Origin of the sequence: Enterococcus sp. AZ163, from assembly GCF_050498925.1 — a bacterium.
In the GTDB taxonomy this organism is placed as follows: Bacteria; Bacillota; Bacilli; order Lactobacillales; family Enterococcaceae; genus Enterococcus_A; species Enterococcus_A ferrettii.
In genome coordinates this window covers 420,986-447,941 of record NZ_JBIPAO010000003.1, presented here as the reverse complement: position 1 = coordinate 447,941, position 26,956 = coordinate 420,986, and the positions used below count along the sequence as shown (strand labels likewise).

Annotated in this window: 22 protein-coding genes; 5 read left to right on the top strand and 17 right to left on the bottom strand. The window is 39.5% G+C overall.

Annotation, left to right across the window (positions count from 1 at the left end; translation table 11 throughout):
- Positions 1 to 80 precede the first annotated feature (80 nt).
- Both IGI46_RS23735 and IGI46_RS23730 read right to left on the bottom strand, forming a co-directional pair.
- Positions 81 to 2,885, bottom strand: coding sequence for a sigma 54-interacting transcriptional regulator (locus tag IGI46_RS23735; RefSeq protein ID WP_429965421.1), 2,805 nt, complete (start codon positions 2,883 to 2,885; stop codon positions 81 to 83).
- A complete protein-coding gene (locus IGI46_RS23730) occupies positions 2,872 to 3,291 on the bottom strand; it encodes a hypothetical protein (protein ID WP_429965422.1) in 420 nt (139 codons plus the stop codon). Before IGI46_RS23730 ends, IGI46_RS23735 begins: the two co-directional genes overlap by 14 nt.
- Positions 3,292 to 3,753: 462 nt before the next feature.
- Between IGI46_RS23730 and IGI46_RS23725 the strand changes: the two genes are divergently transcribed.
- Positions 3,754 to 4,506, top strand: a complete 753-nt coding sequence (locus IGI46_RS23725) for a DeoR/GlpR family DNA-binding transcription regulator (RefSeq protein WP_429965423.1) — start codon at positions 3,754 to 3,756, stop codon at positions 4,504 to 4,506.
- A gap of 461 nt (positions 4,507 to 4,967) precedes the next feature.
- On the opposite strand, the gene IGI46_RS23720 is transcribed toward IGI46_RS23725, so the two are convergent.
- The 3 genes from IGI46_RS23720 to IGI46_RS23710 all read right to left on the bottom strand — a co-directional run bounded on the left by IGI46_RS23720 (position 4,968) and on the right by IGI46_RS23710 (position 7,952).
- Entirely contained in the window at positions 4,968 to 5,684 is a 717-nt protein-coding gene (locus IGI46_RS23720) for an HAD family hydrolase (RefSeq protein WP_429965424.1), read from the bottom strand.
- A gap of 69 nt (positions 5,685 to 5,753) precedes the next feature.
- On the bottom strand, positions 5,754 to 7,031 hold the full coding sequence (locus IGI46_RS23715) for a class II D-tagatose-bisphosphate aldolase non-catalytic subunit (RefSeq protein WP_429974420.1): 1,278 nt from the start codon (positions 7,029 to 7,031) through the stop codon (positions 5,754 to 5,756).
- Between the two features lie 210 nt (positions 7,032 to 7,241).
- Positions 7,242 to 7,952, bottom strand: coding sequence for an HAD family hydrolase (locus IGI46_RS23710; protein WP_429974419.1), 711 nt, complete (start codon positions 7,950 to 7,952; stop codon positions 7,242 to 7,244).
- Positions 7,953 to 8,660: 708 nt separating this feature from the next.
- Between IGI46_RS23710 and IGI46_RS23705 the strand changes: the two genes are divergently transcribed.
- Entirely contained in the window at positions 8,661 to 9,743 is a 1,083-nt protein-coding gene (locus tag IGI46_RS23705) for a hypothetical protein (RefSeq protein WP_429974418.1), read from the top strand.
- Between the two features lie 77 nt (positions 9,744 to 9,820).
- Here the strand turns inward: IGI46_RS23705 and IGI46_RS23700 are convergent, their stop codons facing one another.
- From IGI46_RS23700 to IGI46_RS23685, 4 genes are read right to left on the bottom strand one after another with little or no spacing between them, the layout of a single operon-like run.
- Positions 9,821 to 10,915 (bottom strand): PTS fructose transporter subunit IIC, encoded by a 1,095-nt coding sequence (locus tag IGI46_RS23700; protein WP_429965428.1) that lies wholly within the window; start codon positions 10,913 to 10,915, stop codon positions 9,821 to 9,823.
- A gap of 20 nt (positions 10,916 to 10,935) precedes the next feature.
- Positions 10,936 to 11,250, bottom strand: coding sequence for a PTS fructose transporter subunit IIB (locus IGI46_RS23695; protein ID WP_207704657.1), 315 nt, complete (start codon positions 11,248 to 11,250; stop codon positions 10,936 to 10,938).
- A gap of 12 nt (positions 11,251 to 11,262) precedes the next feature.
- Positions 11,263 to 11,736, bottom strand: coding sequence for a fructose PTS transporter subunit IIA (locus IGI46_RS23690; protein WP_207704658.1), 474 nt, complete (start codon positions 11,734 to 11,736; stop codon positions 11,263 to 11,265).
- Position 11,737: 1 nt separating this feature from the next.
- Positions 11,738 to 13,654: a BglG family transcription antiterminator gene (locus IGI46_RS23685; RefSeq protein WP_429974417.1), complete on the bottom strand. Its 1,917-nt coding sequence runs from the start codon at positions 13,652 to 13,654 to the stop codon at positions 11,738 to 11,740.
- Positions 13,655 to 14,916: 1,262 nt separating this feature from the next.
- Between IGI46_RS23685 and IGI46_RS23680 the strand changes: the two genes are divergently transcribed.
- The gene (locus IGI46_RS23680; RefSeq protein ID WP_429974416.1) at positions 14,917 to 15,549 is read left to right on the top strand and encodes a hypothetical protein; all 633 of its coding nucleotides are present in this window, start codon (positions 14,917 to 14,919) and stop codon (positions 15,547 to 15,549) included.
- A 59-nt stretch (positions 15,550 to 15,608) separates the two neighbouring features.
- Here IGI46_RS23680 and IGI46_RS23675 read toward each other — a convergent pair whose 3' ends face one another.
- From IGI46_RS23675 to IGI46_RS23655, 5 genes are all read right to left on the bottom strand, one after another.
- Complete coding sequence (locus IGI46_RS23675; protein WP_429974415.1) at positions 15,609 to 17,000, bottom strand: aldehyde dehydrogenase; 1,392 nt, start codon at positions 16,998 to 17,000, stop codon at positions 15,609 to 15,611.
- Positions 17,001 to 17,140: 140 nt separating this feature from the next.
- The gene (locus IGI46_RS23670) at positions 17,141 to 18,616 is read right to left on the bottom strand and encodes a glycoside hydrolase family 1 protein (RefSeq protein ID WP_429974414.1); all 1,476 of its coding nucleotides are present in this window, start codon (positions 18,614 to 18,616) and stop codon (positions 17,141 to 17,143) included.
- 28 nt (positions 18,617 to 18,644) lie between these two features.
- On the bottom strand, positions 18,645 to 20,507 hold the full coding sequence (locus tag IGI46_RS23665; RefSeq protein WP_429974413.1) for a beta-glucoside-specific PTS transporter subunit IIABC: 1,863 nt from the start codon (positions 20,505 to 20,507) through the stop codon (positions 18,645 to 18,647).
- Between the two features lie 106 nt (positions 20,508 to 20,613).
- Entirely contained in the window at positions 20,614 to 20,847 is a 234-nt protein-coding gene (locus IGI46_RS23660; RefSeq protein ID WP_429974412.1) for a PRD domain-containing protein, read from the bottom strand.
- A 9-nt stretch (positions 20,848 to 20,856) separates the two neighbouring features.
- Positions 20,857 to 21,453 (bottom strand): PRD domain-containing protein, encoded by a 597-nt coding sequence (locus IGI46_RS23655; RefSeq protein WP_429974411.1) that lies wholly within the window; start codon positions 21,451 to 21,453, stop codon positions 20,857 to 20,859.
- Positions 21,454 to 21,842: 389 nt separating this feature from the next.
- Between IGI46_RS23655 and IGI46_RS23650 the strand changes: the two genes are divergently transcribed.
- Positions 21,843 to 22,361 (top strand): DUF2975 domain-containing protein, encoded by a 519-nt coding sequence (locus tag IGI46_RS23650; protein ID WP_429974410.1) that lies wholly within the window; start codon positions 21,843 to 21,845, stop codon positions 22,359 to 22,361.
- A gap of 21 nt (positions 22,362 to 22,382) precedes the next feature.
- Complete coding sequence (locus tag IGI46_RS23645) at positions 22,383 to 22,592, top strand: helix-turn-helix domain-containing protein (RefSeq protein ID WP_429974409.1); 210 nt, start codon at positions 22,383 to 22,385, stop codon at positions 22,590 to 22,592.
- 45 nt (positions 22,593 to 22,637) lie between these two features.
- Here the strand turns inward: IGI46_RS23645 and IGI46_RS23640 are convergent, their stop codons facing one another.
- From IGI46_RS23640 to IGI46_RS23630, 3 genes are all read right to left on the bottom strand, one after another.
- Positions 22,638 to 23,609, bottom strand: a complete 972-nt coding sequence (locus IGI46_RS23640; RefSeq protein ID WP_429974408.1) for a serine hydrolase domain-containing protein — start codon at positions 23,607 to 23,609, stop codon at positions 22,638 to 22,640.
- A gap of 78 nt (positions 23,610 to 23,687) precedes the next feature.
- The gene (locus IGI46_RS23635; RefSeq protein WP_429974407.1) at positions 23,688 to 26,264 is read right to left on the bottom strand and encodes an ABC transporter permease; all 2,577 of its coding nucleotides are present in this window, start codon (positions 26,262 to 26,264) and stop codon (positions 23,688 to 23,690) included.
- Positions 26,261 to 26,947, bottom strand: coding sequence for an ABC transporter ATP-binding protein (locus IGI46_RS23630; protein ID WP_429974406.1), 687 nt, complete (start codon positions 26,945 to 26,947; stop codon positions 26,261 to 26,263). Before IGI46_RS23630 ends, IGI46_RS23635 begins: the two co-directional genes overlap by 4 nt.
- Positions 26,948 to 26,956 lie beyond the last annotated feature (9 nt).

Genomic DNA, 26,956 nt, shown 5'->3' with positions numbered 1-26,956 from the left:
TGCTTTTTTTGACAAAAAACAAAGTGTATCAAACGGAAATTGATACACTTTGTTCACTGCTATTCAGGTTTGATACTACTTCAACTGATCTCTTTTACTATTTCAGCGATAAACAATTTCTCATCCCGTGACAAAACTAAATCCAGCTTCTGCTCAACACTAGCAATACTTTTTTCCACTTTATGAAGGTATTCCTCTAACAATGGGGTAACCTCCTCTGAGTATTCTAGGGAATTTCCCTTGATCACCCGCTCAAAAGCAAAGGAAGTATGGACGACCATTTTCAAAATGGTCGAATTCGAAAAAGCAGCTTCACTATAGCTTTCCAGATCACTCATCCATTGCAGCAATAAATCAGTGATATGAATTGGATTTAAATAGACTAAGTAAGAGCGCAGGGTTTCTTCACAAAGATCTTTAATCAGCATGCTGCCATTGGGCGAGTTGTCTGATGGCAGACTAGACAGATCCTCTCCCGAAACAATTGACCGCAACAACTGCTCCCCCTGACCCTCGATCAAAGCCTCCAGTGAAATAAACGGACAATCTACTTCGGGATCTTTGGTTCCCACTGCTGCCATAAGTTCGTATCGTTCAACCAGTACTGGAATCTTCTGCTTCATCTCTAAAGCCGAAACCGTCAGCACTTCAATTACTTCGCTGCCATTCCGTGAAATAATACTGTTAATCATTTGCTCTAGCTTCTTAGCCGTTCCTTCTCCAGACATACAAATCGATAGAATTGCCTTCGGACGCTGACTACGGTCTTCATAGAGCTGCAGCGAATTCATAAAATCCTTTTTGACTGAACTATAAATAGAGTGCAGATCAAAATTGGTGTAACTGATTTTTCTGACTACATCTAAGACAACCGCTGTAGTAACATTGGGGATCGAAAGTACTTTCACTCCCGTCTCCTTCTGGATTTTCTTATCCATAATGGCTAGGGATCCCATGTCCACCAGCAGCAGCACTCCTTTACCATTGTCAATTTTACTGACCTTTTCACACAAAATAGCAATAATTTCAGCTGGAGACACCGTCAAAGGCATGTCTACGGCCTCAATTGGTGCATAGCCCAACAATTCCGTAGCCACATCCACCATTGAAGTTGCCGTGGAGTTGCCGTGGGTTACAACCAGTGCACTAACCTTTTTGACCGTCTCCAACGAAATTATCGAAGAAAGCAGCATGGTATAATACACCACTTCGATTTCTGGCAAATGAATATCGTATCTTTCCTGCAGCGTTTTACAGATGGTCAAGGCTGCCTCATATTCCTTTTTGTTCGTATCGATAATCTCCTTATGACTAGTTGAAAGAGACAAATTGGTTTTTTCCCCTCTTTTCAAATAGGCATCCAAATGCATGCCCACATAATAATTAAAACGCCGATCAAATTTTCGATTCAACTGTTGTTCAGCCTGCTCTTTTAGTACATCCACAATTTTCGTGATTTTAGGATTAACGAATTTCTGCAACGAATAGTTAGGTGAATCTTTTTCAACGACATTGCGAATATGGATATGCAGATCAGTCAAAATGTACTGATAAATATCCTCCTGAGAAACTCCCTCCTCCCGCAGAATTTTGACTTTTTTTTCAATGGATTCGTAAATATTAAAGTCCGCATCCTCATGATTTTCTTCTTCATCGTTCGTAGGATAGACCAATGTAACCACATCTAAATAGTCTGAAATGTCTTTGGTGCCGATCATGTTGGAGCGGCTGGTCATCCACTCCTGACCTACTTGACTGGGCAAATCCTGTACGTGAATCTCAATTTTATCTTTTGAATTAAGATTATTTACAAAGGCCTGCGCACAAACCAGCTGGACCTGCGATTTTAATTGCCCCACATTGCCAAAGTTAGCACTTGATAGTAAAACATTCATGACATCAATATCAATACTGAGAGTTTTCTCAATTCGTTTGGCTTCAATTCTAAACAGATACTTCAACAATTCAATTTTTTCCGGCAGCGAGCGTTTAGATAAAGGTGGAATTTCAATCGTCATAGGAATACGGCGGGTAAAGGTAGATAAAAGCACGGAAGACGGATTCTCGGTAGTGGCAAAAATAATCAGCACATTGGCGCTGCGGCTCTTTCCACTTTCACCTAAACGGGAAAAAGTTTTATTATCTAGAAAGTAAAATAGCATTTCCTGTCCCTCGGGGGGAAGGCGGTGAACCTCATCCAACAGTAAAATCCCCCCATCGGCTTGTTCAATTAACCCACTTTTCTCAGAAGCAGCCCCGGTAAAGGCTCCTTCAACATAACCAAACAACTGCGACATTAACAGCTGAGGGTTGTTGTAATAGTCTGCACAATTAAAGGTGATAAATGGATTCCCCTCGCCAACAATACCAGCATATTGCGCATATTGAAAAACCTTCTTCGCGAAAAATGTTTTACCTGAGCCAGTCGGTCCCAATAAAAGCATGTGCAAACCATTAGGTGGATAGTGAATCGCGGCCTTCGCTTGAGAGATTGCCTTCTTCAAACTATCATTGTGGCCAATCACCAATTGAAAAGGATCACTCGCACGTTTGCATACTGACTTATTTGTCGGAGAAATTTTAACCGGTTTTTCATCATCTAAACTGACGAAATCCTCAATTTCGAAATTCATGTCGGAGATTTCCATTAGATGATTGTTCAATAAAATTTCTAGTGGGATGTACCTTACAGGATAAGACTTAATCTTTACAACTCGTTCATCTCTAACCAGTTTATTCAGTTCTGCACTCACATTGGAACGGGCGATTTCTAAGGCTTGAGAGACTTCCTTAGCCGTACTTCCTGCCTGTTTCTGCAAATCTTCCACCCTGCTATCTCCCCATACCTCCAACAGATATTGAAAGATTCGATCAATTCTCTTCATAAGGACGCTCCCAATTCTCTTTAATGAATACTGGCAAACGATTTAGACTTTGACGGTGCCAAGAACTGGCGGAAGCTTTGGGAAAGCTCATCTTCAGTTGCATGGTTTCTCCATTTTCCAAAACAATTGTGGTATTCACCAACAAAATATCTGATAGAATGCCTTTAGTCAGTTCAAAGCTGACAATCTCTTTTTGCTTAAGAAAAAATCCATCAGAATAACTGCCGCTTTTTTCATTATACCTGGCAGCAAAAAGAAAATTATCCGACAAATAGATTATATTTGTGGTGGGATTCAGAGAACGAAGATTTAGGGAAATCAAAGAAATTCCGACTGTTTTAGAAGCATTAGATTTAAGCGAGTCCATATAATCGGTAAAAGCACTTTCAGATAATAATAATGCCATTGGTTTATCCTCCGAGTTCTTTTTTATTTTTACGGACATTATATCACCTGAAAAAATGTAAACAAGCTGAAATTTTGCATGTTTGCGTAATATTTTGCACTTTTATGATCATATATCCAAATTTAAGGCCGTATTTGATATAATTATAGCGGCAGCATAACTTACTAGAGGAATAACTTTAGCTCTATGAAAAGCCTCTCACATAGTAACCGACGCAGTTGACAATGAGTCTCCATTATTAAGCGTTCTGACAATAATAACGTAGTAAACAATCACTTCAAAACAAGTACTGTAGCTCAATGCTACTCCTTGTAAAGTGGTCACTTTGCTACCTAAGGCAACAAAATTTTGTTTGACATAAAGCTAAAGCTAAAAATAGACTTGGAAGCTTGTGGGATCAAGCTTTCAAGTATTTAATTAGATAGATTTTGTATTATCGTGTTTTTTTACGGAGGAAAATGAATGAAGAGAGTGGAGCGGCAGCAGCGCATTGTTGAATTGGTAAATGAAGAAAAAAAAGTCTTAGCAAAAGACTTAGCGGCGAAATTAAAAGTCTCCGAGGATACGATTCGCCGAGATTTAAGAGAGTTGGATCAAAAGAAGCTGGTTAGACGGATTCACAGCGGCGCCATTCAGATCGGTCCGCCAGAAACCATGTTCCAATACAGAGTCAACAGCAAAACCAACGAAAAAAATTTATTGGCTAAAAAAGCAGCCTCGCTAGTTCACGAGGACAGTGTTATCTTAATTGATGGTGGAACCAGCAATCTAGCTTTCGCCAAGGCCCTAAACGAATCCTTTCGAGCAACCATTATCACCAACAGTCCGCCAGTCGTAATGGCTTTGGAGATGCACCAGAACTTGGAGGTTATTGTTTTGGGCGGCACTTTAAATCATAAATACATGGTGAACATGGGGCTAGAGATGGCCGATAAAATTGCTAAAATCCGAGTAGATTATTATTTAATGGGTATGTATAACATTGATGCTGTGACTGGTCTAACCGTTCCTACGCTTGAAGAATCGTTGTTAAAAAAATATATGTCAGAATCGTCTATGGAAACCATAAGCCTAGTCACAGAAGAAAAGCTAGACACGATTTCAAATTATGTGATTGGCCCAGTCAGTATGCTGGATACGATGGTTACAACTGGAAAAGACACCAAAGCGTATGCTGAAGCTGGGGTCAAAGTTTGGCAATGTGAGGATGAGTAGCAATTTTAATGAAGGTGAATTGGAAAGCAGTCTCAGTTTAGGCTGTTTTTATTTGTCATTTACTACTAAATTCATACTCAAAAAAAGTTTCTTCAGTCAATCCACATGCAAGGAATTGAATCTTTGTTTAAAGACATCAAGGTTGAGAAGTCCAGCTTACTGGAAAAAAATTCTGTCTTATCAGGGTTGGCTTGACATACTCGAGCTTGGCAGTCTTTCTGTCCAGTGTGAATTTCTAACAGTTTCCTCTGATGGCCCTGCCAGTATTTTGGCAGTCTATTATGATTACCAAGCCTTCCGGATTTACAAACCCTTTAGAATGTTGTGAATCTTTCAAAAAAAATGCAGCTATCCATCTGTTAAGATTCCATAACCAATAAAAACGTATCAGCTTTCCCCTTTCACGGAAAGAAATACTCAACAAACTGAACCCCACACCCAATTCAACAATTAATTTGTCCTTATTTCATTCCAGCAGCCAGCTTTTTTACTGTCTGAATCAACGCTCTTGGACTTTCAACTACATAATCTGGAATTACTGTTTCGTCAGTAGTTTGATGGTCGCGATAATTCGCCCACACGGTTTTCCATTCAGCGGATTGTGCTCCTACTATATCATTCAAAAAATTATCACCGATATAGTATAGATTTTCTTTCCGAATTGTCAGCTTTTCCTCCAGCGTTTTGAAGATACGGATATTGGGTTTAGAAACCCCCACCTCTTCAGAAATCAGCATATTTTCTGGAGAAATCCACTGGTTCAGCCTTAACTTTTTAATTTTTAGCGCTTGCTTTTCTTTGGTCCCATTAGTAATGATCCCGACAGTTATTTTCCTTTCGGTCAGAGTATCAAACAGCTGCTCAACCTCGGGGAACAGTTGGATTTCTTCTTGAAACTTCTCAAAGTCAAGCTGAAAGGCCAGTGCCTGATTGTCATCAATAGTTATTTTATAGTCTTGTAGAGCCTGTTGAATACGATGAATTTGCATACTTCGCAATTTCGATTGTTCAAAACCATCCTGAAAACTTTCATCGCCATACTCACGCACCAGCTTATACAACTGTGAACCGTCTATCTTCTCACTATCTTGAATGTTTTGATTCTCGAAGGCTTGTTGAAAAGCCTGTTGCTGGTCGTAAATGGTGTCATCGATATCAAAAATAAACGCTTTTTTCATCGTTTAGTTCCTTTCTGGATAGAAGAAAAAATACTGCACCGTTTAATCACCGACGCAGTACTTTTTAGTCTATCTAACGTTTTTTTTAATCCGAGTTGTCACACCGTTTAAGTTGTAGCATTCTGCATAGTCGCGAATGGGGCGCTTAATGTGATCGACTACATAACGTTGACCGTCAATGTTGTGTGCGTTCAGGTTCGCATACATTTTTTCGATTTCAGCTTTAACTTCGTCGTCATTAAAGGTATAGTGACCCGCGATATCCAAAATATCAGCCTGAAGCTGCGCATCATTTTGTTCCATGATTTGATCTACTGTCAATTCTTTTTGTGCGCCAACCATCCATTTTCGCCAACGTTCACTCTTGATCGCATGCTTCAATAGCACCTCGTGTGTATTTGATGCATCCTCAACTAAACCATACTCAACTAGTTTAGCTTCAACAGCAGCTAGGTTTAAGTAAGCTCGTGTTTCTTCCGTTCCGTATTGTGGAGCCACATTGGTTGCCGTAATTTGTGATGGAATGTGTTCTAATAATGTCACATCATCTAAGTAATCGCCATTGTGTTCCTTCAATCCAACACCGTATGATTTCGCCATTTGTGCCAAGTCATAAGCATTTTTGAAATTGAAAGTTCCTACTTGTTCAGTTTTACGAGTTAAGGTTCCGGTTTGTCCGACGATGAAGGTTGGCATTGGCAATCCACGTTTTTCCAACTCCTCTTTTAATCGCAGGATAAATGTTTCATAAGTCTCAGTTGAAGTTAAGCCGCCGTTCGTTTCTTCTGTTCCTACTTCGTAACCGATTTCTGGCAAATTACGGGCTTTACGCTCTTGTTCACAAAATTCAATTAGGTCAACGGTTCGTGTTAAAACGGTATCTAAAGGAATCACTTTACCTACTTCAAATGGATCCTTAGTTGGATCAATCATCAATAAATCAAAACCGGCTTCAATATCTGCCACATAAGATTTTTTACCTAATTCCATTGCTTTTTCAGTTGGCAGGTGGTCGTTGCGTTCTTTATCTCTCTGCCATGGTCCACCGTGGTCACGACATAAATAGTATAAGTTGTCATAGCCGATTTCTGCAGCTACTTCTTCTACTGCTTTAGCAAAAGTGAATTGGTTCCAGCCATTCACGTAACCGCCGCCTAATTCATCGGCATCCACCTGATTTCTACTGGCAATAAACATAACCGGATAATCATCGTCTTTAGATAACTCCAAAGTTGCCTGTACACAATTTTTTGACATTGGGCCGATTCCAAGAAGTGTTGCACTTTCACCCGTAGCTTGTAAATTTAATAGTCCCTCTACAACTGCCTTTATAGGTAATTTTTCCATGTTAAGTCCCTCTCCATTTCCTAACTTTTTTGATAACAGATCCTTATCACACTTAAAGTATAGGCTGGAAAGCAACTGGTGAATATTACATTTCGTTGCAACAAGTCGGTGCATTAAACGGGAATTGTTGCAGCCAGTAATGACTTGTTGCAGAAAAAACCGTCCTCAGCTGCATTTAGCTAAGAACAATTTTTTAAACGAGGGCAAGTCTTAATTTTTTGGTGTGATTAGCGCAAGAAGTTGCTGCTGAATCTTAGTATTGCAATCAATAATATAGTCAGGAAAATACTCTTCGGAAAGAATCGGATGATTGCGGCGGTTTACCCAGATAGCCTGCCATCCTGCTCTTTTAGCCCCGATGATGTCATTAGGATAAGAGTCGCCAATATAGTACGTATTGGCCTTGTCTAAATCCATCACTTCTTCCACTTGCTGGAAAACCCGAATATCTGGTTTAGCAATCCCCAGCTCACCAGAAACAAAAATATACTTCTCAGGCACCCATTTTTTTAATTCCAGCTGGCGAATCTTTTTTTGTTGATGCTTAGACGGACCATTGGTGATGATGCCGATCTGAATTTTGTGCTGCACACACAAATCTAGAGCTTCCTTCATGTCTGGATCTAACTGAAGCTGACTTTGGTAGTACTGATAGTTTTTCTGAAACTCTGTTCCTTCTTGATCAGTAATTTGACGATCGTAATGTTCCATAGCTTTTCTTATACGATAAATCTGCATGTCCAGCAGACTAATCAAGCCATCCTCAGTCTGTTGGAAAACTTCATCGCTGTAAATACGACTGTATTTAAACAGCTCTTCAATTGGAATGGTTGGATCATGAAAAACATCCTCAAAAGCCAGCTGAAAAGGTGTTAACTGGTCGTATAAAGTATCATCTACATCAAAAATAATGGTAGTCATTTTGTCTCCTCCTGTTATTATAAGAAAGCTTGAAGCAATCAACGTGACCATGCTTCGATCTCCTTTATTTTACACTAAATCGCCAGTCGTTACGACCAGGTCCGTTGTACATTCATAGTTTCTAATAATCATTCCCCTCAAGTCACTATCACTAAATGCGTTCCAGCTATTGAGATCGCTTACGAATCGTTTAACAACGAAGTGAATTTTCTTGAGTTCCTCCTTGAACTCAGAGCATTCTTTGTAAGTAATCTTGGTATAAGTTGACCAACCATTCAATAAACCGGATTATTGAATTCTTTATATTGCTAGTATCAAAAAAAATTTATTGACTTGACACTTGTTATTTTTATTATTCTCAACATGGGAGTATCACTGCCTGTGGACAGTTTTTTTTACTCTTGATTTGGGTATCGCTGACTAAACTTGCTGCAAAAAAAAGTGAACTAAAAAAATTTCTCAAAAATTTTTTCCAGGCTTTTCTGATAGAGATAACTAGTTCATAATCGATAAATAATCAAATAAGACGCGAAATACACGGCAAATTATTATCAAAATATTAATATCCTACGCTGTTCGAAATAATCTAAAAATACTAATTAAAAAAATTATTTTTATAAAGATAAGTGATTGCGACGTAATATTGACAAAATAAAGGCATTTAATATAAAATGTTTTCAAAAGAAAGTTTGTATAGGAGATGGACTAATGGTAACCGTAAAAAAACTTGAGAACAGACAAATTTTTGGCATGCGAAACCGTGCTAACTTGGAGAAACGAATAACCGACCACTTCCATCAATCTCGCGACGCAATTCGTGTCATTTTTTCTGTTATTGCGATATCTGTACGCAATGGACTGAGTACGTCTGATTTCTCTTTCATGGCTAAGGACTTAATTCGTTCACTATTCCTAGAGAATGAAGAGATACTTTCCATCCCTCTTTCCTGTGTCTACTTTCGAGATTATTTCAATGATAGCGAATGGCAAACCGTCATTAATCGTCTATTTAGCAGCCAAGAAGAATACGAGCAGCTTACCGAAAGTACTCGTTTATACTTAGAAGACCTTCGCCCCTTATTAAATTCTGGGGAATTTCCTACCGAAAAGAAAACCAACATGATTTCTTATTTTAAGGATGCCAATGGCAAAAGACACAGCTGGAGTCTAAGCAATGTCAATCCCAACATCACCAATGAAGAGCATTATGCCTTATTATCAATTCTAGGTACACTAACCATTTTTGAAAAAGACGGTGTGCGACGATTTGTGGAGCCGATCTATGCTGATTTCATGACCTATGAACCAAGCTTTGACAGTCGATCTGAAGAAGAAGCAATGAAGTTACAGGCTAAGGCGGGTAAGCTACTGCCAATTACCACTCAAAAAATAGAAGAAGGCGCTCACGAATCAGACACAAAAGTCGAACTTACGTCAACTAGTGAAGCAACTGACGCTGGGCAAGAAGCAGGAATTGATACATCAACTGACAAAATATCCACTAAAAAAGACACTCAAGGACAAAAAGACTCCTTGAAAACGATCGATCGCTCCACTATACCCGATTCGGCACTGAAAACCTATCAAGCTCAAGAAGACCAGTTGAAAACGGCGTTAACTAAAGAAGAGATACAGCTAGAACCAGAAAAAAGGACTGTACCTATATCACCTGAAAAGCCGCTCAGCAACAAAGAACGATACCAAAAACTACTGGAACAAAAGAATCGCAATAAACAAAGCAAACAGGGGCTGCTGAATCAGTTAAATAAACGAGGAAAAAAACGAAAATAAAGGATGATCGCTGGCTGTTCATAGTAAATCAAGTAAAAAGTACCGACTCCCTTCAGGAATCGGCACTATCAGAATGTTTATTTAGCTACTTCGATTTGTTTATTGGTTTCTTCTTTTTTCACCTTAGTCTTTTCGTCTACTAGGCTTGGTTTAGTAAAGTGAAGAATGGCGGCTGAAATAGCGGCCCCAACAATAATGGCAATAGCATACCAGACTTTGCCATTAACAACAGGCAGGATAATGAATCCGCCGTGAGGAACTAGGGCTTCTACCCCGGTAGCCATTCCAATCGCTCCGCCTACTGCACTACCTATGATGATCGCAGGCAGAACACGTTTGATATCCTTGGCCGCAAAAGGTATAGCCCCTTCTGTAATACCAATTAAGGACATAAAGAAAGCAGAAATGCCTAAATCTTTATCTTCGGAAGTATATTTTTTGCGATCAATAAAAGTAGACATCGCTAATGCTAAAGGCGGGATAGCACAAGCAATTCGGTGAGCGCCATTGGGTCCGTAAACACCTTCAGCCATTAATGCTAAAGTAAACGCTGTTGCTGTCTTATTGATAGGACCGCCCATATCGATAGCCGTCATCGCACCAATGATCACACCTAACAGGATTGCGCTGCCACCTTGCATCTGTCCCAGAACTTGTACTAGCCAATCCATTGCTGCGCCAATTGGAATTGAAATGACATAAATATAAAACATACCTAAAACAAAGGTTGAAACAACAGGTACAATCAAAATCGGCATAATGGTACGAATGGTTGCCGGTACTTTCCAGGTTTTACACCAACGAACAAAGTATCCTGCTGCTACCCCCATGATCATTGCGCCCAAGAAGCCCGTTTTAACTTGGCCTGTACCAATTGGATTGTTAGCAACAAATCCTAAAATCATTCCAGGGACCAAGCCAGGCTTACCAGCAAGCGAATGAGCAATATAACCAGATAATAGCGGAATCATCATCGCAAAACCAGCAGCCCCTAAATCATTCAAGTTCTGCATAAAAGGGCTGGTAATTTCCATGCCTGCATCAGTGGCAGTACCCGTTGCTAAAGCCACCGCTAAAAAGATACCTCCCACTACTACAGATGGCAGCATAAAGGAAACCCCAGTATTGAAGGCCTTTTGAACGTCTTTAAAGAATTTATTTTCTTTCTTCATTTTTTCTCTCCCTGTCCATTTTATAGTTTTTCAGCTTGATCCAAGTATTTATCAGGATGTTTAATCATTTCTCCAGGGTCAACAGAAAGTGATTTTCCAGAGTCAATTTTTTCTTCAAAACGCTCGCCATCCTCCACATCAATAGCCACCGCTAAAATTAATACATCTGCTTCATCAATAGTATCCTGCTCTAATTCGTTCTCAATTCCCATACTCCCCTGGGTTTCTACTTGAACCTCATACCCACGTTTTTTACATTCCTTTTCAATAGCTTCCTGAGCCATATACGTATGGGCGATCCCTGTTGGACACGCTGTAACTGCTACTACTTTCATCCTAATTCCTCCTTAGATTGAGATTGAACTCAATTGTTCAAAAATTTTATTTTTGTCTGTTTCTGTTAATAGCTTGGCTCTGAAATCATCATCTAATAATTTTTTGCTGACTTCTGAAATGAATTTAAGATGCAGTTTGCTTTCACTGTTTTTTGGAACCCCAATGAGAAAGATTAAACGGACCCTCTCTTCACTTTGAACCGTCCATTGAAAAGCTCTCTTCACTCTTAAAAAAGCAATGAATGGATTTGTTACTGCTTCCGTTTTTCCATGAGGGATCGCAATATCATAGCCAATAGCGGTTGGAATTTCTTCTTCTCGACGTCTCACTGCTTGATACAATTCATCTGCGTCAGCTGCATATCCAACAAATTCCGCATTCTCCACAATAAAATGGATCACATCCTCTTGATTGTTCAATTCATTGTCTAAAAAAATGAGATCCGTTGAAATAACATCTCTGCTGTTTTCCTGAATTTTTTCCATACTAATCACTCCCGAGTTTTTTGTACAACTCATCTTTCGAGGCTGCTTCACGTAATTCTTTTAATTGTTCATTGTTATCGATAATGTTATAGATATCTGATAAGATATTTCTCGTCTCGAAGGTATCTTGTTTAGCAATACAAATCAGAAAAACAATATCCACATAATAACTGTTCCATTTGAACTTCTTACTATTTTTTACTACTATAATTGTCGTTTGATTGACACAGGTTGAGTTGCCATGAGGAACTGCCGTACCGGAAGGCAAATCTGTTCCTCCTACCTCTTCTCTCTCAAGAACCGTTTCAATAAATTTTGGCTCAACAATATTTTGAATAACCAGCTGATCACCGATCTGAGTAATCAGCTCTTCCTTAGAAGTAAATGCTGAATTTACGTACAGTGTTTCTTTTCTGGTAAATTTCTTTAAATGATGACTCCTAGCAAATTTAACAACCTTATTCACCTTGTTTGGTCGATAACCAGAATTTTTGATCTCATCAATATCCTTATTCGTTAAGAAAGGAGAAACTAGAATGACCTTTTTTCTTGGAATCTCCACTTTAATGGTCGAAATGATTAGGTCATACTGATCAAAGTCTGTGTGTTCTAACTCAGGTATTGAAGCTATCTCAAAAGTATCCAAAGAAGGCAAGACATTTTTGATTCGATTGATTAATAATTCTGAGGTAGCAATTCCCATCTGACAGACAATCAAAATTTTACGATTCATTCTGGCCCGTTCAATAGCTGCCTGAAAATACATGGTTAAAAAGGCAATCTCATCTTCGTTAAAGCTAATTCCCAGCTCTTGTTCATACTCACTTAAAACAACCCAAATCACATTGAAGGTTAAAGAGAACTCGTTCTTTATTTGCGATGTAAACGGGTTTTCTGTTTTATTATTTGACTTGAGACGGTAGATCATGGGCGGGATATGATTCTTTAACTGTTCCTCCAGCTTCTGGTCGCTAGAGAAATTGATATTCAAGGCCTCAGAAACCTTAGCAAGCAGCTGATCCACAATTACTTCATCAATCTCATCTTCTGGTAATGGTTCAAAACGATTGGATACTAAATGCAATGAAAGATATTGCACATCCTCATTGGTATAAGAAAGCCCCAATCGTAAGGCTGCTTTATGCAACATTCTGACAGCACTTTCTTCAAAGAAAATATTGGCTTCCAACGTACTGCTTGCTTGTCCCTCCAGATGATTGAGCTTCGCTATTCTGAAGACGAGGATAATAAAAATATTCAAAATATTTTGAACATAATAATCAGAAATCGCATTTACGTTTTCTCTGACATAGGTGTACAAAATATTAGAACAAACACTGATCAAGCTTTCTCCATAATAAGTATTCAGCAGTTTGATGTTCTCCGCAAAATCGTCATCTGAATAAATATCGGAATTACTTAACAAATACCGATTAAATTGCAGCAGCGCTTTTTGAATTTCTTCTTCTGAGCCGATTAATGAGGTACCATGAATATCACTACATAATTTGATGTTGGATCCTACATTTAATATTTTCATGATGAATTCGAAATCCTTAATGATAGAAGATTTACTCACCATAAAATTCTCCGACAAATGATTAAAACTTACTATTTTTTCTTCAAACAGCAGCATATTCATAATTTGAATTCTACGGCTTAACGTATCGTATAGATCACTTCCTTCATTGTGTTCTTTGGCGGACGCCACTTCCCTTAGACCTCTTAAAGCAATTCCGACTCCACGCTTCTTTTCAAGATACTCTCCGGAACTTTGAACATATTCTTCAATAATTCCCAATTCAATGTGGGTCGTCCGTTTAGAAACCCCTAGCTTGCTTGCAAAATACTCAACTGTCTGAAAGTTATTTTCTTGCGTCAATAATTCCAGCAACTCTTTTTGTCTTTTTGTAAGCATAATGATAAACACTTCCTAACTATCTGGAATAAAGGCCTTCATCTCTGATAGCGTTATCATGATCATGGCTTAATTATAAGTGGGGATTAAAAGATTGAATATTACAATTCGTTGCAACAAGTCGCTTCAACATCTCGTACACTTGTTGCAGAAAAAAATGCTGCTTCAACAACTGTTTGTAAAAATATCATCCTTTATTATAGAGGAAAAAAGGGGCCTCAGTTTCCTAAAACACAATCGTTCTTGATAATTTTCCTTCACCAAAGTGGGAAAAGACTGAATACTTGTATTAGATCAGGATGGAATGTAGAATCCTTGATAAAGTTGTTTACTATTTCAGAATAACTATTTCAATGAGTTTTGCTCTATCTAAAAAAATATGAGCCTTTTATAAAAATTCAATTCAATTACTAAAATCTATTTGAATTAATCAGGTGAAGCACTCGTTATGAAGAGGTCATCTCTTACTAATAAAAGAGTCTTCTTATCCCTGAAATAAATTAAAAATAGACTCGAATGTGCTTATTACTGTCCAAGTGCACATTGTTTAAACCAAGAAATTTTTTCCTTTCTAGCAAAAGAATCCGTTCGATTCGTATTGTACACAAGTAGACTATTTTCTTTAAAAAAACAGCTTTGTTTCTCTTTCGTACCTATTTTTTAGACAACGAATGCCTACTGTAATTGAACGATACTTTAAAAACTTGAAAGACTAAATGATACAAGCTACTGATCGCACCCAAACCGTTAGTCCACTGAAATCCTTGCTTTCCTCTGACAAACGCGACATTTTCGACAAATCCACTTCAGCAGCTCAAAGATAGTTCGATAAATTATCATGATGTAAAAATAAATAATACCGCTATCGATATTTCAGCAATCAACATCCGCAAACATTCACTTATGTTGACTTTATTGTCTGAGCTAAAAAAAGGTGTTTGTAATTTTGTGAAAATCAGCCAGCGTGAATCTGAGTGACTTATTAAAAAAGTATCCGAACAATTGGTTTTTTAGTGATCTAATGATAAAAATTTTGATCCTCTATTTGGGGAAAATTTGTACACTTTAGATTTATGAGGGAGAGATACTAACCTTCTAAATGAGGGGGACTTTTCTAAAGCTCCATTATTCTGAAAACCTCATTGAATAATGAAAAATGTGCTGGATGTTACGCAGAGACAACTTTTTTTATTTACTCTTGCTTTTTTACCAAACCTTTATTCATAATAGAACTATACACCAAATGATAAGGAGTTATTATAATGCCAACAAAACCCCTTGAGCAACGCCAACTTTTTAACACGACTCGCCAAAAATTAGAAGAACGTTTTTTAGAATACTATGCGGAGACCGAGGACAGTGCCTACATCATCGAATGCGCTCTTTCTGTCCAAGTTCGTAATGCCTACAGCAAAGATGATTTTTCTTTTTTTATGAAGGATTTCATTCGCTCCTTGTTTTTAACGGGACAAAAGCTTCCTGAAAATCGAAATCTGTATTTCTTCTTTCGCGATTATTTTACGAATGATGAATGGAGCAGACTAATCACTCGTTTATTTGAGAGCCCCGAAGAATACCTGTTTTATGCTTCAAGAAACGACCCAATCTTAAAAATTATAGGGCCCTATCTTTCTTCTGGCAGTCGTGAGGTTACAGAGGAAGCTACCCTGATCGCTCAATACAAAGATGGCGCCGGCAAACGAAAACTTTTAAAAATTAGAGGGATCGACAGAAAGGCTGTTCCTTCGAGACATTCACGTGACATTCTGTACATTATGACCTTTTTGAGCCGCTTTCAAAAAAATGGCATTAAAAGCTTTGCAAAAATTGTTAATGCTCACACTGAATATATTGTTGCCAGCTATCGTTTTGATAAGTCTCAACCCAGTAAATAATTCATACCCCATTGCACAACAAACAGCCCCGCAGCTTAACCTTTGCGAGGCTGTATTATTTATTTCAATATCCTTCGTATCCACGCCAAATTCTTTTCCGTGTAGGGCGGGAAAATAAACGGTGTATCTAGCTTCTTTGATGACAAGATACTGCGGGCGTTGGAAAACGTCTCAAAGCTGTACTTGCCATGGTAAGACCCGATTCCTGCGCTGCCCACACCGCCAAAAGGCATGTTGTCTGAAACCAGATGCATTACGGTATTGTTAATACATAAACCACCTGAGCTGGTCTCATTAATAATTTTATCCTGCTGCTGTTTGTTTTGGGAGAAAATATACATCGCTAATGGTTTGGCCATTTTGTTAATCTCAGAAATGGTTGTATCTAGATTGGTATAGGAAATCACTGGCAAAATCGGTCCAAAAATTTCCTCCTCCATAGCAGCAGATTTCCAAGAAGCCTCCAAAAGAGTCGGCTCTATGTATAAATCGTCGGGATTCATTTCTCCACCAAACAGCCATTCATCCTGTGTCTCTTCCATTAAGTCAGCTAATCGAATAAAATGCTTCTCATTGACGATTCGAGCATAACTATCACTTTTTTCAATACGCGTACCGTAAAATTCTTCCAGCACATTGCAAACCTCTTGAATAAACGCCTTTTTCACTTGCTGATGAACCACCACATAGTCAGGGGCTACACAGGTTTGTCCGGCATTAATCGTTTTTCCCCAAATAATTCGTTTAGCAGCTAGGCGAACATCAGCATTTTCGGTAACAATTGCTGGACTTTTCCCGCCCAATTCCAACGTTATCGGTGTTAAATGTTCTGCAGCTGCCTGCATCACTATTTTACCAACCTTTTCGCTGCCAGTAAAAAAGATATAGTCAAAAGGACAACTTAACAATGCATTATTAGTGTCAACACCACCCTCAACGACTGAAACATACTTCGAATCAAAGGTGTTCTTGATCATATCACTAACCACTCGTGAAAAGTTTGGTGTCAGTTCGGAAGGCTTAATCACTGCACAGTTTCCAGCAGCCAAAGCACCCACTAATGGTTCAATCAATAATTGAAACGGATAGTTGAAAGGACCGATCACTAATACTGTTCCATAGGGTTCATAATGAATCCGACTACTGGAGGGCCACAAGAAAAATGGCGTGCTGACCCGTTGATCCTTCGCCCATTTAGGAACTTTTTTGATCATGCTGCTGAGACTTTTTAAAACAAAACCGATTTCTGTTGCATACGACTCTAAGGGGTGTTTCCCCAAATCCTGTTGTAAAGCTTCCATTAACTGTTTTTCATAATCCACGATACTTTGTCGCAAATTTTTTAATTGTGCCACACGAAAATTCAGATCTTTGGTTTGGTGAGTGGCAAAAAACTGCTGGTGCTGTTCCAGCAATTGTTTAGCTTCTTGCTTCGTCCATTCTTTTGCCAAGGGAATCCTCTCCTTTTTTTGACCTCTTAGTCCTACTATAGAGGAAACTCACTAAAATGAACATATTTCGGCTTAAAATATAGTAAAAAGCAAACAAAATTGACATAAATAGTCAATTTTTGTTTGCTTTTAATTTCTTTTTACTTCAGTTCTTCATTCCCATTTTCTGCAATAATTTTCTTATACCACTCAAAGGAATCCTTACGATAACGTTTCAAACTCCCCAGCCCCTGATCGTCCTGATCAACATAGATAAAACCGTAACGTTTAGACATTTGTGAGGTGCCGCAGCTAATTAAATCAATACAGCCCCACGTAGTGTAGCCCATCAAATCCACACCATCTTCAATCGCTTCTTTCATTTGAACAACATGCTTTTTCAAATAATCAATGCGATAATCGTCGTGCACTTTGTTGTCTTCAGTGAGTACATCCTTTGCTCCTAGGCCGTTTTCGCAGACAAACAGCGGCAGACGGTAGCGATCATACAGCTTCATTAATGAAATCCGTAAACCAATTGGATCAATTGGCCAATCCCATTGAGACAGCTCAAGATACTCATTTTTAATTGGGCTATCAAAAGAACCTGCTATCTCAGCTGCATCATCTCTAGCTTCGGTCACGTGAGACATGTAGTAACTAATTGCAACAAAGTCAACCCTTCCTTCCTGCAAAATCTTCTCGTCGTCGGCTTCCATCACCAATTCAATCTGATTATCTGCAAAATAACGGGCCATATAAGACGGATATTCGCCCCGAGCTTGAACATCTGGATAAAACATATTTAGTTGATTAGATTTTAACGCTTGCAGCTGGTCTTCTGGTTTAGTCGTTTTAGCATAGGATTCAATTTGGTTAATCATACAGCCGATTTTTGCTTCTGGCATACGCTCATGTGCCAGCTTCACGGCTAAGGCACTGGCCACAAATTGATGATGAGAAGCTTGATAGGTCACCTGCATTTTTTCCTCAGGATCGATTAAATCTTCTAAAATTCCTGCTCCGGTATACAAACTATTTAGGTTCATATTCATTTCATTAAAGGTAATCCAGTACTTCACTTTGCCTTTGTAACGATCAAACAATACCCCAGCAAATTTTTCAAACAATGGAATCAACTCACGGCTTGCCCAACCATTGTACGTTTCCGTCAAAGCAATGGGCATTTCATAGTGGGAGATAGTTACCAACGGTTCAATGCCATATTTTAGACACTCATCAACTACTTTATCATAAAAAGCTAAACCCGCTTCGTTGGGTACCTCTTCCATTCCAGTTGGGAAAATCCGCGCCCAAGAAATAGAGAAGCGGAAGGTTTTGAAGCCCATTTCCGCAAATAGTGCGATATCCTCTTGGTAACGATGATAAAAATCAATGCCCCAACGTTTCGGGAATAGATACTTTTCTGGATTCGCTTTATATGCTGCCAATTCCTTCGAGGTCACATTAAAAGTAAAATTATCGATCTTTTCTCCTTGATAGGGATCCTTGTACGCCGCAAAATCGGAGGTAGATAAGCCTTTCCCATCCTCTAAATAAGCCCCCTCTATTTGATTGGCCGCAGTTGCGCCGCCCCATAAAAAACCTGTTGGAAAACCTGTTTGCATTTCTTTCATTAAAAATTCCTCCTTTATTTATCTAAAATCAATTGATCCCAATAATTAAATCATCTTTTCCTGACGACACCTTGCCCGTCGTAACTGCGGAAACTAAATCCAGAAAATCTGCTGTGTTGGTTACAACCACTGGCGAATAGACACTTAAGCCAGCTGCTTGAATTCTTTCGAGATCAAACTGCAGCAATGTATCCCCCAGTTTGACAACGTCTCCTTCGCTGACTTCTCTAGAGAAACCTTCTCCCTTTAGATTAACCGTATCAATACCAATATGAATCAACAGCTCCACACCATCGTTTGAAGTCACCCCTATGGCATGGTTGGTTTCAGTGGTTAAAGTAACTACCCCATCAAAAGGTGCCACTACCTTTCCTTCGCTCGGAATGATCCCCACACCCTTACCAACCATCTCACCTGCAAAAGTAGCATCCGGACAATCGGCTAGCTGCTTCACCTCACCAGTAATAGGAGCGACAATATGGGTAGGACCACCGCTTCTGGCAATCACTTCACTAGCTGGTGCTTGCTCAGCAGTCTCGGTTTCTTCAAATTTCAAAATCCAAGTCATTATAAAAGAAACAGCAAAGCTGGCAAACACGCCAACTAAAGCAAAGATAAAGTTGTTTGAAGCTTCATCTAAGTATGTCGGCAAAGCCAACACACCTGGAACAGTAAAACTCAGTGCCTTTACAGTAAATGCACCAAAGATTGCACCTCCGACAGCTCCACCGATTAGGCTAGCGTAAAATGGTTTCTTCAGCTTCATGGTTACACCATAAATCGCCGGTTCAGTAATCCCAAACATCGCGGGCACAAACGCCGAGAAGGCCACTTGCTTCATCTTGGAATCCTTCGTTTTGAAGAAAATACTTAATGTAGCGCCAGCCTGGGCCATGTTGGAAACCAAGCTCATCGGCAGCAGCATGATGTCGTAACCAAACTTTTCGAAGCTGGCAAAGGAGCCTGGGAAGAAGGCATAATGCATGCCGGTAATCACAATCAGTGGCATTAATCCTCCCAATAACGCCCCTGCAAAAGGACCAGCTACATCAAACAGCATTGTAAAGAAACGTTCCAAATAAGTTCCAATCATCGTTCCCAGTGGAGCTATGAATGTCAATAGTAAAGGCGCAGTGATAACCAAACAAATCAGTGGAACAAAAACAATGGTCAGTGAATTAGGTACTACCTTCTTGGCTAACCTTTCCACAAAACTTAACAGCCAAACACCTAAAATAATTGGTAAAACCGAAGAGGCGTAGCTGTTGCCCACCGGCACATTCATAAAGCCTAAAAAGCTCAAGTTAGTAATTTCTGGATTGTTAATCAGTTCCTGCCATGGATACATTAATACCCCAGCTAGAGCCACGGCTACAGAAGCACTCGTTTGGAATTTCTTCGCTGCTGAAAAAGCTACGAGAAAAGGCAGAAACTTAAAAGCCGCATCCGAAATCCCGTTCAAAATCAAGTAGGTGGCACTTTGATCGGACAGCAGGCTGGTAGCTAGCAAAATTGCCATGAAGCCCTTCAGTAACCCACTTCCAATAATCGCTGGTAAAATCGGAGTAAATACCCCTGAGATAACATCAAAAACTCGTTCAATCGGGTTCCCCTTCGCCCCCTGCTCGGCACCCGCTTCTGGATTCAAGCCGAGAATTTTGCTGACCTCATTAAAGACATTGACGACCTCATTACCGATAATAATTTGGAATTGTCCTCCTTGATATTGGGCACCAATCACACCCTCCAGCTCTTTGATCTCCATCAGATTTACCGCGTTTTTATCACGAACGTTAAAGCGCAGCCGAGTGATGCAATGCCAGCTTTGCGTGATATTGTTTTTCCCGCCCATTTTTTCAATGATTCTTCGAGCTAATTCTTTATTCGTCATCGTTTTATCCTCCCTTGACAGCAAACAAAAAACCTAAACAAATACACTGCTCCCGCAGAATAGTTGTTTAGGTTAATGCCAATTATGTTACACACCTAGTTTACATTTATTCAGTTTTCATTTCAGAAACCACTCGTTCAATATGGATAATTAAATACACCATTTCATCATTATCAATTTGCATTTGGTAGTCTTTTTTTAACATTTCCCGAACCATTAAGCCACAGGCATAGCTCATAGGATACTGAGCTTGAATAATTTCAAATAATTTATTATCTGAATGGGGTTCTAGTACCTTATTATGCAGCTGTCGATTCATGAAATAGCGGATATGGGTCACAAACCGCGATTAATTAATACTTTCCTTGTTCAGTGACACATCGTACAACGATTGGATAATTTTTACAATGCTTTTAGTAATTTCCGTGATTAACAAGGTTTCATCCATCGATTCCAAACCATCCTGAGCATTGACAAAATGCAAAGCTATAAAGGAGGCCTCTAGCTTAGGCAGTTGGATGCCAACTACTTCGTCGACAATTTCTAAGGCCATTTTTCCCAACTGATATTCCTTATAGTATAGAAATGGAATCTCCCACTGCAACGCGTTTTCAGGAATTACCTGATTCTCTTGGAAACGATCTACTGCTGACTGTAGATGGTCAGCTAATGAAACAATGATGCTGGCATTGAGTTTCTTGTTTAATGCCGCCTCTCCTTGTTCAATAATTTTCTCACAGGCAGTTAATACCTCTGGTGAGATCGCTTCGAAAAAAGTACTAAAATCTTGTTCCCGATCCTTTGCTTGAAAAGTTTTTATCACTAAACTTTGATCAACAATGTCTCCCTTCTTCATCTTGAAGCCAATACCTTTGCCAAACAATACAAATTCTTCTTGGTGTTCATCCACTGCCAAAACGAGATTATTGTTTAGTGATTTTATCATCGAATAAATGTTGATCACCTCTTATCTTTATGGCCAGAAAAACAAAAAAACACCAAACTAAAGTAGTTATAACTACAGTAGATTTGGTGGTGCCTGATCGGATCAGTTACACTCCTCATATATCTATAAATAAATCATAGCACGGCTGGAAAACGCTGTCAATCACGAATTTAAAAAAATTTTCCCTACAGCTGCTTTTTATCCCAAAACTTTCTAGGACAGCCCTACACCGCTGTTTCCGCCAGTTCTAAATCATTAATTCGATATATTTTTAGTGATAAGCAATACTTTTTTATCGATTATCGATATATTTTTATTGACTTAATTTAATCATAAGGATATACTATGTTCAAGGTTAAGGTTTCACACAAAAAAAGGAGTGTATGAAAATGAACGCAGAAAAGAATGTATACAAAGGATTAAAAATTTTATTTAGTTTAGCAATTGGATTAATGGTGGTTGCTGCCGTCACAGTGATCGGGGTAGCGATTTTATTGAACTCTCCGCAGGTTCATAATTTTATTCAATCCATTCCTGAAGGTGAACTGATTTATGGAACGAAGACACCGATGCTGTTTGCTTCACCATTGATTCTCGGTTCTCTGATGGTGGTCCTGCTTTTAAATGGCGTACTATTCTATTTCACTCGTAGCTTTTTCAAAAATTTGGAAATGGATCGAATCTTCGTTTCCGAAAATGTAACTACTGCTAAAAAAGTTGCGGCTTTATTGCTGATCTTGTCCTTTGCCAGCAGCTTACCCGATGTAATGGCGCACTTACAGGGCTTTAGTACGGAAGGTTTCTCGTTAGATCTAACCTATATGGTAGGAGCAGCCATCGTTTGGGCCTTAGCTAAGATTTTGGAAAGAGCTAATTTGATTGCTGAAGAAAACGAACTCACGATCTAAACCTTTTGAGGAGGAAAATTCATGATTCAAGTAAATCTAGATGTTGTTTTAGCCAAGAAGAAAATGCCCTCTGGGGAACTAGCCAAGCGGGTTGACATGTCCAATGCCAATATCTCCATCCTAAAAACCGGCAAGGCTAAGGCTATCCGTTTCTCGACCTTGAACGAAATTTGTAAGGTACTGGAATGCCAGCCAGGAGATATTTTGGAGTATATCGAAGATGAAGAATAGAAAAAAATACCAGACGGAAATGAGTTCATTCCAGTCTGGTATTTTTTATTCAAACAATGGCTCAATTTCAGTCTTAATCAAATCAATCCGGTCCTCTGCCTCCGGAACAAACAAAGCTGAAATTGCTACTGTCAGCTGTTTTTGTGGATTTACATATATCGTATTTCCTCCATCGCCTAGTGCCGCAAAAGATCCATCTCCCAATACCCACCATAGATATCCGTATTGAAGGTTCATCTCCTTCCAGCAGCTATGCTCCTGAGTACTTTCTTCAATCCATCGTTTAGGTACCAGCTGCTGCTCGTTCCAAACACCACCAGCCGCATATAATTGACCGATTTTTGCCATATCTTTAGTCGTCAAAGTTAAACCCCAACCCGCTGTATTTACTCCAGTTGGGCCAGCAACCCAGCCGCTAGTAGTGGTGGAAGCATAAAAAGCCATCTGTTCTTCTTGGCTGCGAAAGACAATCGCTTCCGCCACCGAAATGTCCATCGGAGCAAATAATTGTTCGCAAGCAAAATCCAAGACTGTTTGTCCACTCACTCTTTCTAAGATGCCTGATAAAATATCTGGGCCAATTAATGGAGCATATTGAAAGTCGCCAATTTTGCCACTACCGCCTAACATGTCCAATGAGAATTCCACCCAATCGGGACTGGTGAAATATTCTGGGTAAGGATTCAGCTTTTCCTTATAGGGTGCTGTCATTGTAAGCAGGTTTCTTAGTGTAATCTCTTTGATCGTTTTTTCCTTTTCTTTCACCTGGTATTCCGGGAAAAATTCCAACACTTTCTGATCAAGGCTTTTGATATAATCTTTGTCTAATGCAATTCCGATTAACGCTGAAATGACACTTTTAGTGACTGAAAAAACATGGATAAAATTTTCTGCGTCACAGTCGCCAAAATACTTTTCATAAACGAAGTCACCGTTCTTTACTACAGTAATTCCTGCTGTGTTCCCATACCTTGTCTGAATCGTATTCTCTAATGCCATAAATTTTTCGTTCGCCATTTTCATTCCCCCGTTTCTGATCCTATGGTAAAGGTTCCAGTAAGGGGAAAGTCAACGAAAATTTTTAATTGGAAATAATTACGCCAAATCATCCCGCAAAGCATCAATGATATTTTCCTTTTTCAATTTGCTGACAGCATAGAACATTGTGATTAGTACAATCAAAAAGACACTTAGGATACTAATCAACATACTCTCCCAAGGAAATACGAAGGTTATCTCAGCACCCCCTGCGACCATTCCTTTGTAGATCAGCCAAGCGATGATTGATGCAGCAGGTATTCCTAGTAGTAACGCTCGTAGGCCGTAAAAAGCACATTCGAAAAGCATCATCTTATTGAATCCTCGATCCGACATTCCCACTGAACGCAGCATAGCTAATTCTCTTCTGCGCAGCTTAATATTTGTAGAAATCGTATTGAATACATTCGCAACTGCGATTAGCGAAATCATCACCAGGAATACATAGGTGAAAACATTGACTACAAAAATGATGTTGCGATTTTGATCAAAGATTTCTTTTGCATTGTATAAGGTATAGGCCGCCGCGATTCCTTTTTTTTGAATAATAGCATCCATTTCCTTCACCGTTTGTGCTGGTTGATCCGATAAGAAGGTCAAGCCTAATTGCTGGTCAATTCCCACTGGAGAAAACTGTTCCTTCAGCTGATAAGGGGCTACAATTATGAAAACATAAGGTTTGCTTTCTCCTGGCTGGCTTGGCAAAGTATCAAGTGGGATGGTGTCAACAAAGGTTACTTCCACCTGTTGTTGAACCGCATTTGGATCCTCTGTTTTAGGCGTGATTGTCAGTGTCTGTTTGTCCTGTGCAAATAGATTGAGCAAATCGCTTTTTCCATTCGCTTGTTTTTCAGTTTTAGTCTTCGCTACCGCAGTCATTTTGGCATTTGTACCCATATATTCTTTCACTGGCAAGTTTAAGCTTTGCAGGAACTTTTGGTATTCACTATCTTCGATAAATTGGATTGTCAGTGGAAATGCATGGGTTTTAGTTTTTGAATCTTGAAGCCCTTCTCGATAAGCCGCCGATAGTTCTGTAGTTGGCACTACTGTGGAGTAATTTACGATAGCCTGATACGAACTAGCACTAACGCCATCGACTATTTTCAATTCTTCATACAGCTGAAAAAGTTCTTTTTCTGGCATATCTGGTGTGGTAAAAACAAGATCATAATCACTATCAACCACTGATCGTTCCGCAGCCTGCTGTAAATGTGCCCCGAATGAACGAGCTGCCACAAACAATACCACACTCAAGGTTAATGACAACACAATGCTGCGGTAACGTCTTTTGTTACGTTTGAAATTTTTTAGTGCCAAGGTTCCTTCCAAACCGTAAAGCCTTTTAGCAACCTTCGATGTTCGAATACTTTTTGCTTCTACTTTTACCTCGTTGGTTTGACGAATACTTTCCATCACAGGTGTATTCGCTGCCTTGCGAGCTGGCAAGTAAGCCGAAATCAAAATAGTGATCAAGCTGATCCCTGCAGCAAAAAGCAGGACAGGCACCGAAATGATTAATTTTAGTGGAACATCCGCATACATAATATTGCTAAAGTTTTTGGCTACCAGGGAAATGACTAAGCGAATACTGCCCAATCCAACGAGTGCACCTGCTGGAATCCCAATAGCACCGATACATATCCCCTCAAACAATACAGAATTACGCAACTGTTTCGGCGTAGCCCCAACTGAGGAAAGAATCCCAAACTGCTGTATCCGTTCATTTAGAGAAATAACAAAGGAATTATAAATGAGGAACACCGACCCAATCATCACCAATAATACTAAAATTCCTCCAACCGAGAAGAGCAGGGTGTTAAAAATCGTATCCTCAGATAATCCCATAAACCGTAGGACATTTTCATTTAAAACATAGGATTTTTTACCGGCAATCTTTTCTGCGTAGGCCTTAACCTTACGCGGATTCTTAAGCGTGACAAAAAGACTACGACTGGTTGACGGAACAGCAGGATCGGCTACTGTAACTAACGTGTATCCAGGTGCAGCAAATTCCTCAAAGCTGGGCCGTTGGCAAATTCCCACTACTTTGTAAGCTTTCTCCATTTTGGACACCAATTTTTCTTTAAATTCTCCAGGTTTCCCTTCGGTAAGATAGGGATCGTGCTGGCCTAGAACTCGATCTTCCTGCCTTCGATCCCCTAGGTTTAAAGTAATCTTATCTCCTACTGCAAAATGTACCCCGCCATTCGAGGCTAAATGTTCAGGAATAAGCACCTCACTGCTATCTTTTGGCAGTCGGCCAGAAATTAATTTAAGCGGCAGCTGATCAAAATCAGACTGATTAAAACCCGTCAAAAATAGATAGGGCTTATTGGGATTTTTGTTGGTAGACAGTGCTGCATAGCCTAGATTTTCAATGCTGGCCGTATTAGCTACTTCTGCATTATTAGCTTGCTTTTCAACAAAAGAAGCAGTTACGTCAGGAAACGCCACCTGCCATTTGCCGTATCTTTCACTGGCTCCTCGTATGGTATAATCCTGCAGTGAAATCGCAAAAGTCGCCACCGCTGTAATCATCGCAGCTGACAAAACTACCCCAATGATTGTTACTAAAGTACGGGTGCGATTTTTCTTCATATTCTCTCGCGTTATCTTGTTGAAAATATTCATGGACGTACCGTCCTCTCATCCCGTACCACCTTACCATCGGAAATACCGATAATCCGATCGGCTTGTAAAGCAATACTTTCGTCGTGGGTAACCACGATCAGAGTCTGTCCATACTTGCGGTTGCTGAGCTTCAGCAATTGAATAATCTCATGACCGTTACGGCTGTCCAAACTGCCCGTTGGTTCATCCGCCAGCATAACCGCCGGAGCATTCATCAAAGCACGACCAACCGAAACCCGCTGCTGCTGACCTCCTGAAAGCTGATTAGGCAAATGATGTTGCCTTTTTTCCAAACCTAATAATGCCAATAATTCCTTCAACCGTTCTTGATTAACCATTCGTTTGTCCATTAATACTGGTAAGGTAATATTTTCGACCACATTTAAAGTTGGAATCAAATTATGGAATTGATAAATCAAGCCCACCTGGCGGCGCCGAAAAATTGCCAGCTTTTCATTCGTTTGCGCATAAACATCCTGTCCATCTACGTACACGTTTCCGCTGGTGGGTACATCTACTCCACCAATACTATGTAGCAGGGTAGATTTTCCAGAACCCGAAGAACCAATAATAGCTACAAACTCTCCTTTTTCAATACTCAACGAAACCTTATCCAAAGCTGCAACTTGATTTTCTCCTGTGCCATACACCTTACTCAAATTTTCAATTCTTAAAAGCTCCATGATAGGCGG

What these genes read in the sequence shown, in the direction of transcription:
- IGI46_RS23650 (WP_429974410.1), top strand. Translation starts at nt 21,843, where the DNA reads ATGAACGCAGAAAAGAATGTATACAAAGGATTAAAAATTTTATTTAGT.
- IGI46_RS23665 (WP_429974413.1), bottom strand. Translation starts at nt 20,507, where the DNA reads ATGACGAATAAAGAATTAGCTCGAAGAATCATTGAAAAAATGGGCGGG.
- IGI46_RS23635 (WP_429974407.1), bottom strand. Translation starts at nt 26,264, where the DNA reads ATGAATATTTTCAACAAGATAACGCGAGAGAATATGAAGAAAAATCGC.
- IGI46_RS23680 (WP_429974416.1), top strand. Translation starts at nt 14,917, where the DNA reads ATGCCAACAAAACCCCTTGAGCAACGCCAACTTTTTAACACGACTCGC.
- IGI46_RS23700 (WP_429965428.1), bottom strand. Translation starts at nt 10,915, where the DNA reads ATGAAGAAAGAAAATAAATTCTTTAAAGACGTTCAAAAGGCCTTCAAT.
- IGI46_RS23720 (WP_429965424.1), bottom strand. Translation starts at nt 5,684, where the DNA reads ATGAAAAAAGCGTTTATTTTTGATATCGATGACACCATTTACGACCAG.
- IGI46_RS23690 (WP_207704658.1), bottom strand. Translation starts at nt 11,736, where the DNA reads ATGGAAAAAATTCAGGAAAACAGCAGAGATGTTATTTCAACGGATCTC.
- IGI46_RS23735 (WP_429965421.1), bottom strand. Translation starts at nt 2,885, where the DNA reads ATGAAGAGAATTGATCGAATCTTTCAATATCTGTTGGAGGTATGGGGA.
- IGI46_RS23640 (WP_429974408.1), bottom strand. Translation starts at nt 23,609, where the DNA reads ATGGCGAACGAAAAATTTATGGCATTAGAGAATACGATTCAGACAAGG.
- IGI46_RS23715 (WP_429974420.1), bottom strand. Translation starts at nt 7,031, where the DNA reads ATGGAAAAATTACCTATAAAGGCAGTTGTAGAGGGACTATTAAATTTA.
- IGI46_RS23695 (WP_207704657.1), bottom strand. Translation starts at nt 11,250, where the DNA reads ATGAAAGTAGTAGCAGTTACAGCGTGTCCAACAGGGATCGCCCATACG.
- IGI46_RS23710 (WP_429974419.1), bottom strand. Translation starts at nt 7,952, where the DNA reads ATGACTACCATTATTTTTGATGTAGATGATACTTTATACGACCAGTTA.
- IGI46_RS23630 (WP_429974406.1), bottom strand. Translation starts at nt 26,947, where the DNA reads ATGGAGCTTTTAAGAATTGAAAATTTGAGTAAGGTGTATGGCACAGGA.
- IGI46_RS23730 (WP_429965422.1), bottom strand. Translation starts at nt 3,291, where the DNA reads ATGGCATTATTATTATCTGAAAGTGCTTTTACCGATTATATGGACTCG.
- IGI46_RS23705 (WP_429974418.1), top strand. Translation starts at nt 8,661, where the DNA reads ATGGTAACCGTAAAAAAACTTGAGAACAGACAAATTTTTGGCATGCGA.
- IGI46_RS23645 (WP_429974409.1), top strand. Translation starts at nt 22,383, where the DNA reads ATGATTCAAGTAAATCTAGATGTTGTTTTAGCCAAGAAGAAAATGCCC.
- IGI46_RS23655 (WP_429974411.1), bottom strand. Translation starts at nt 21,453, where the DNA reads ATGATAAAATCACTAAACAATAATCTCGTTTTGGCAGTGGATGAACAC.
- IGI46_RS23670 (WP_429974414.1), bottom strand. Translation starts at nt 18,616, where the DNA reads ATGAAAGAAATGCAAACAGGTTTTCCAACAGGTTTTTTATGGGGCGGC.
- IGI46_RS23725 (WP_429965423.1), top strand. Translation starts at nt 3,754, where the DNA reads ATGAAGAGAGTGGAGCGGCAGCAGCGCATTGTTGAATTGGTAAATGAA.
- IGI46_RS23685 (WP_429974417.1), bottom strand. Translation starts at nt 13,654, where the DNA reads ATGCTTACAAAAAGACAAAAAGAGTTGCTGGAATTATTGACGCAAGAA.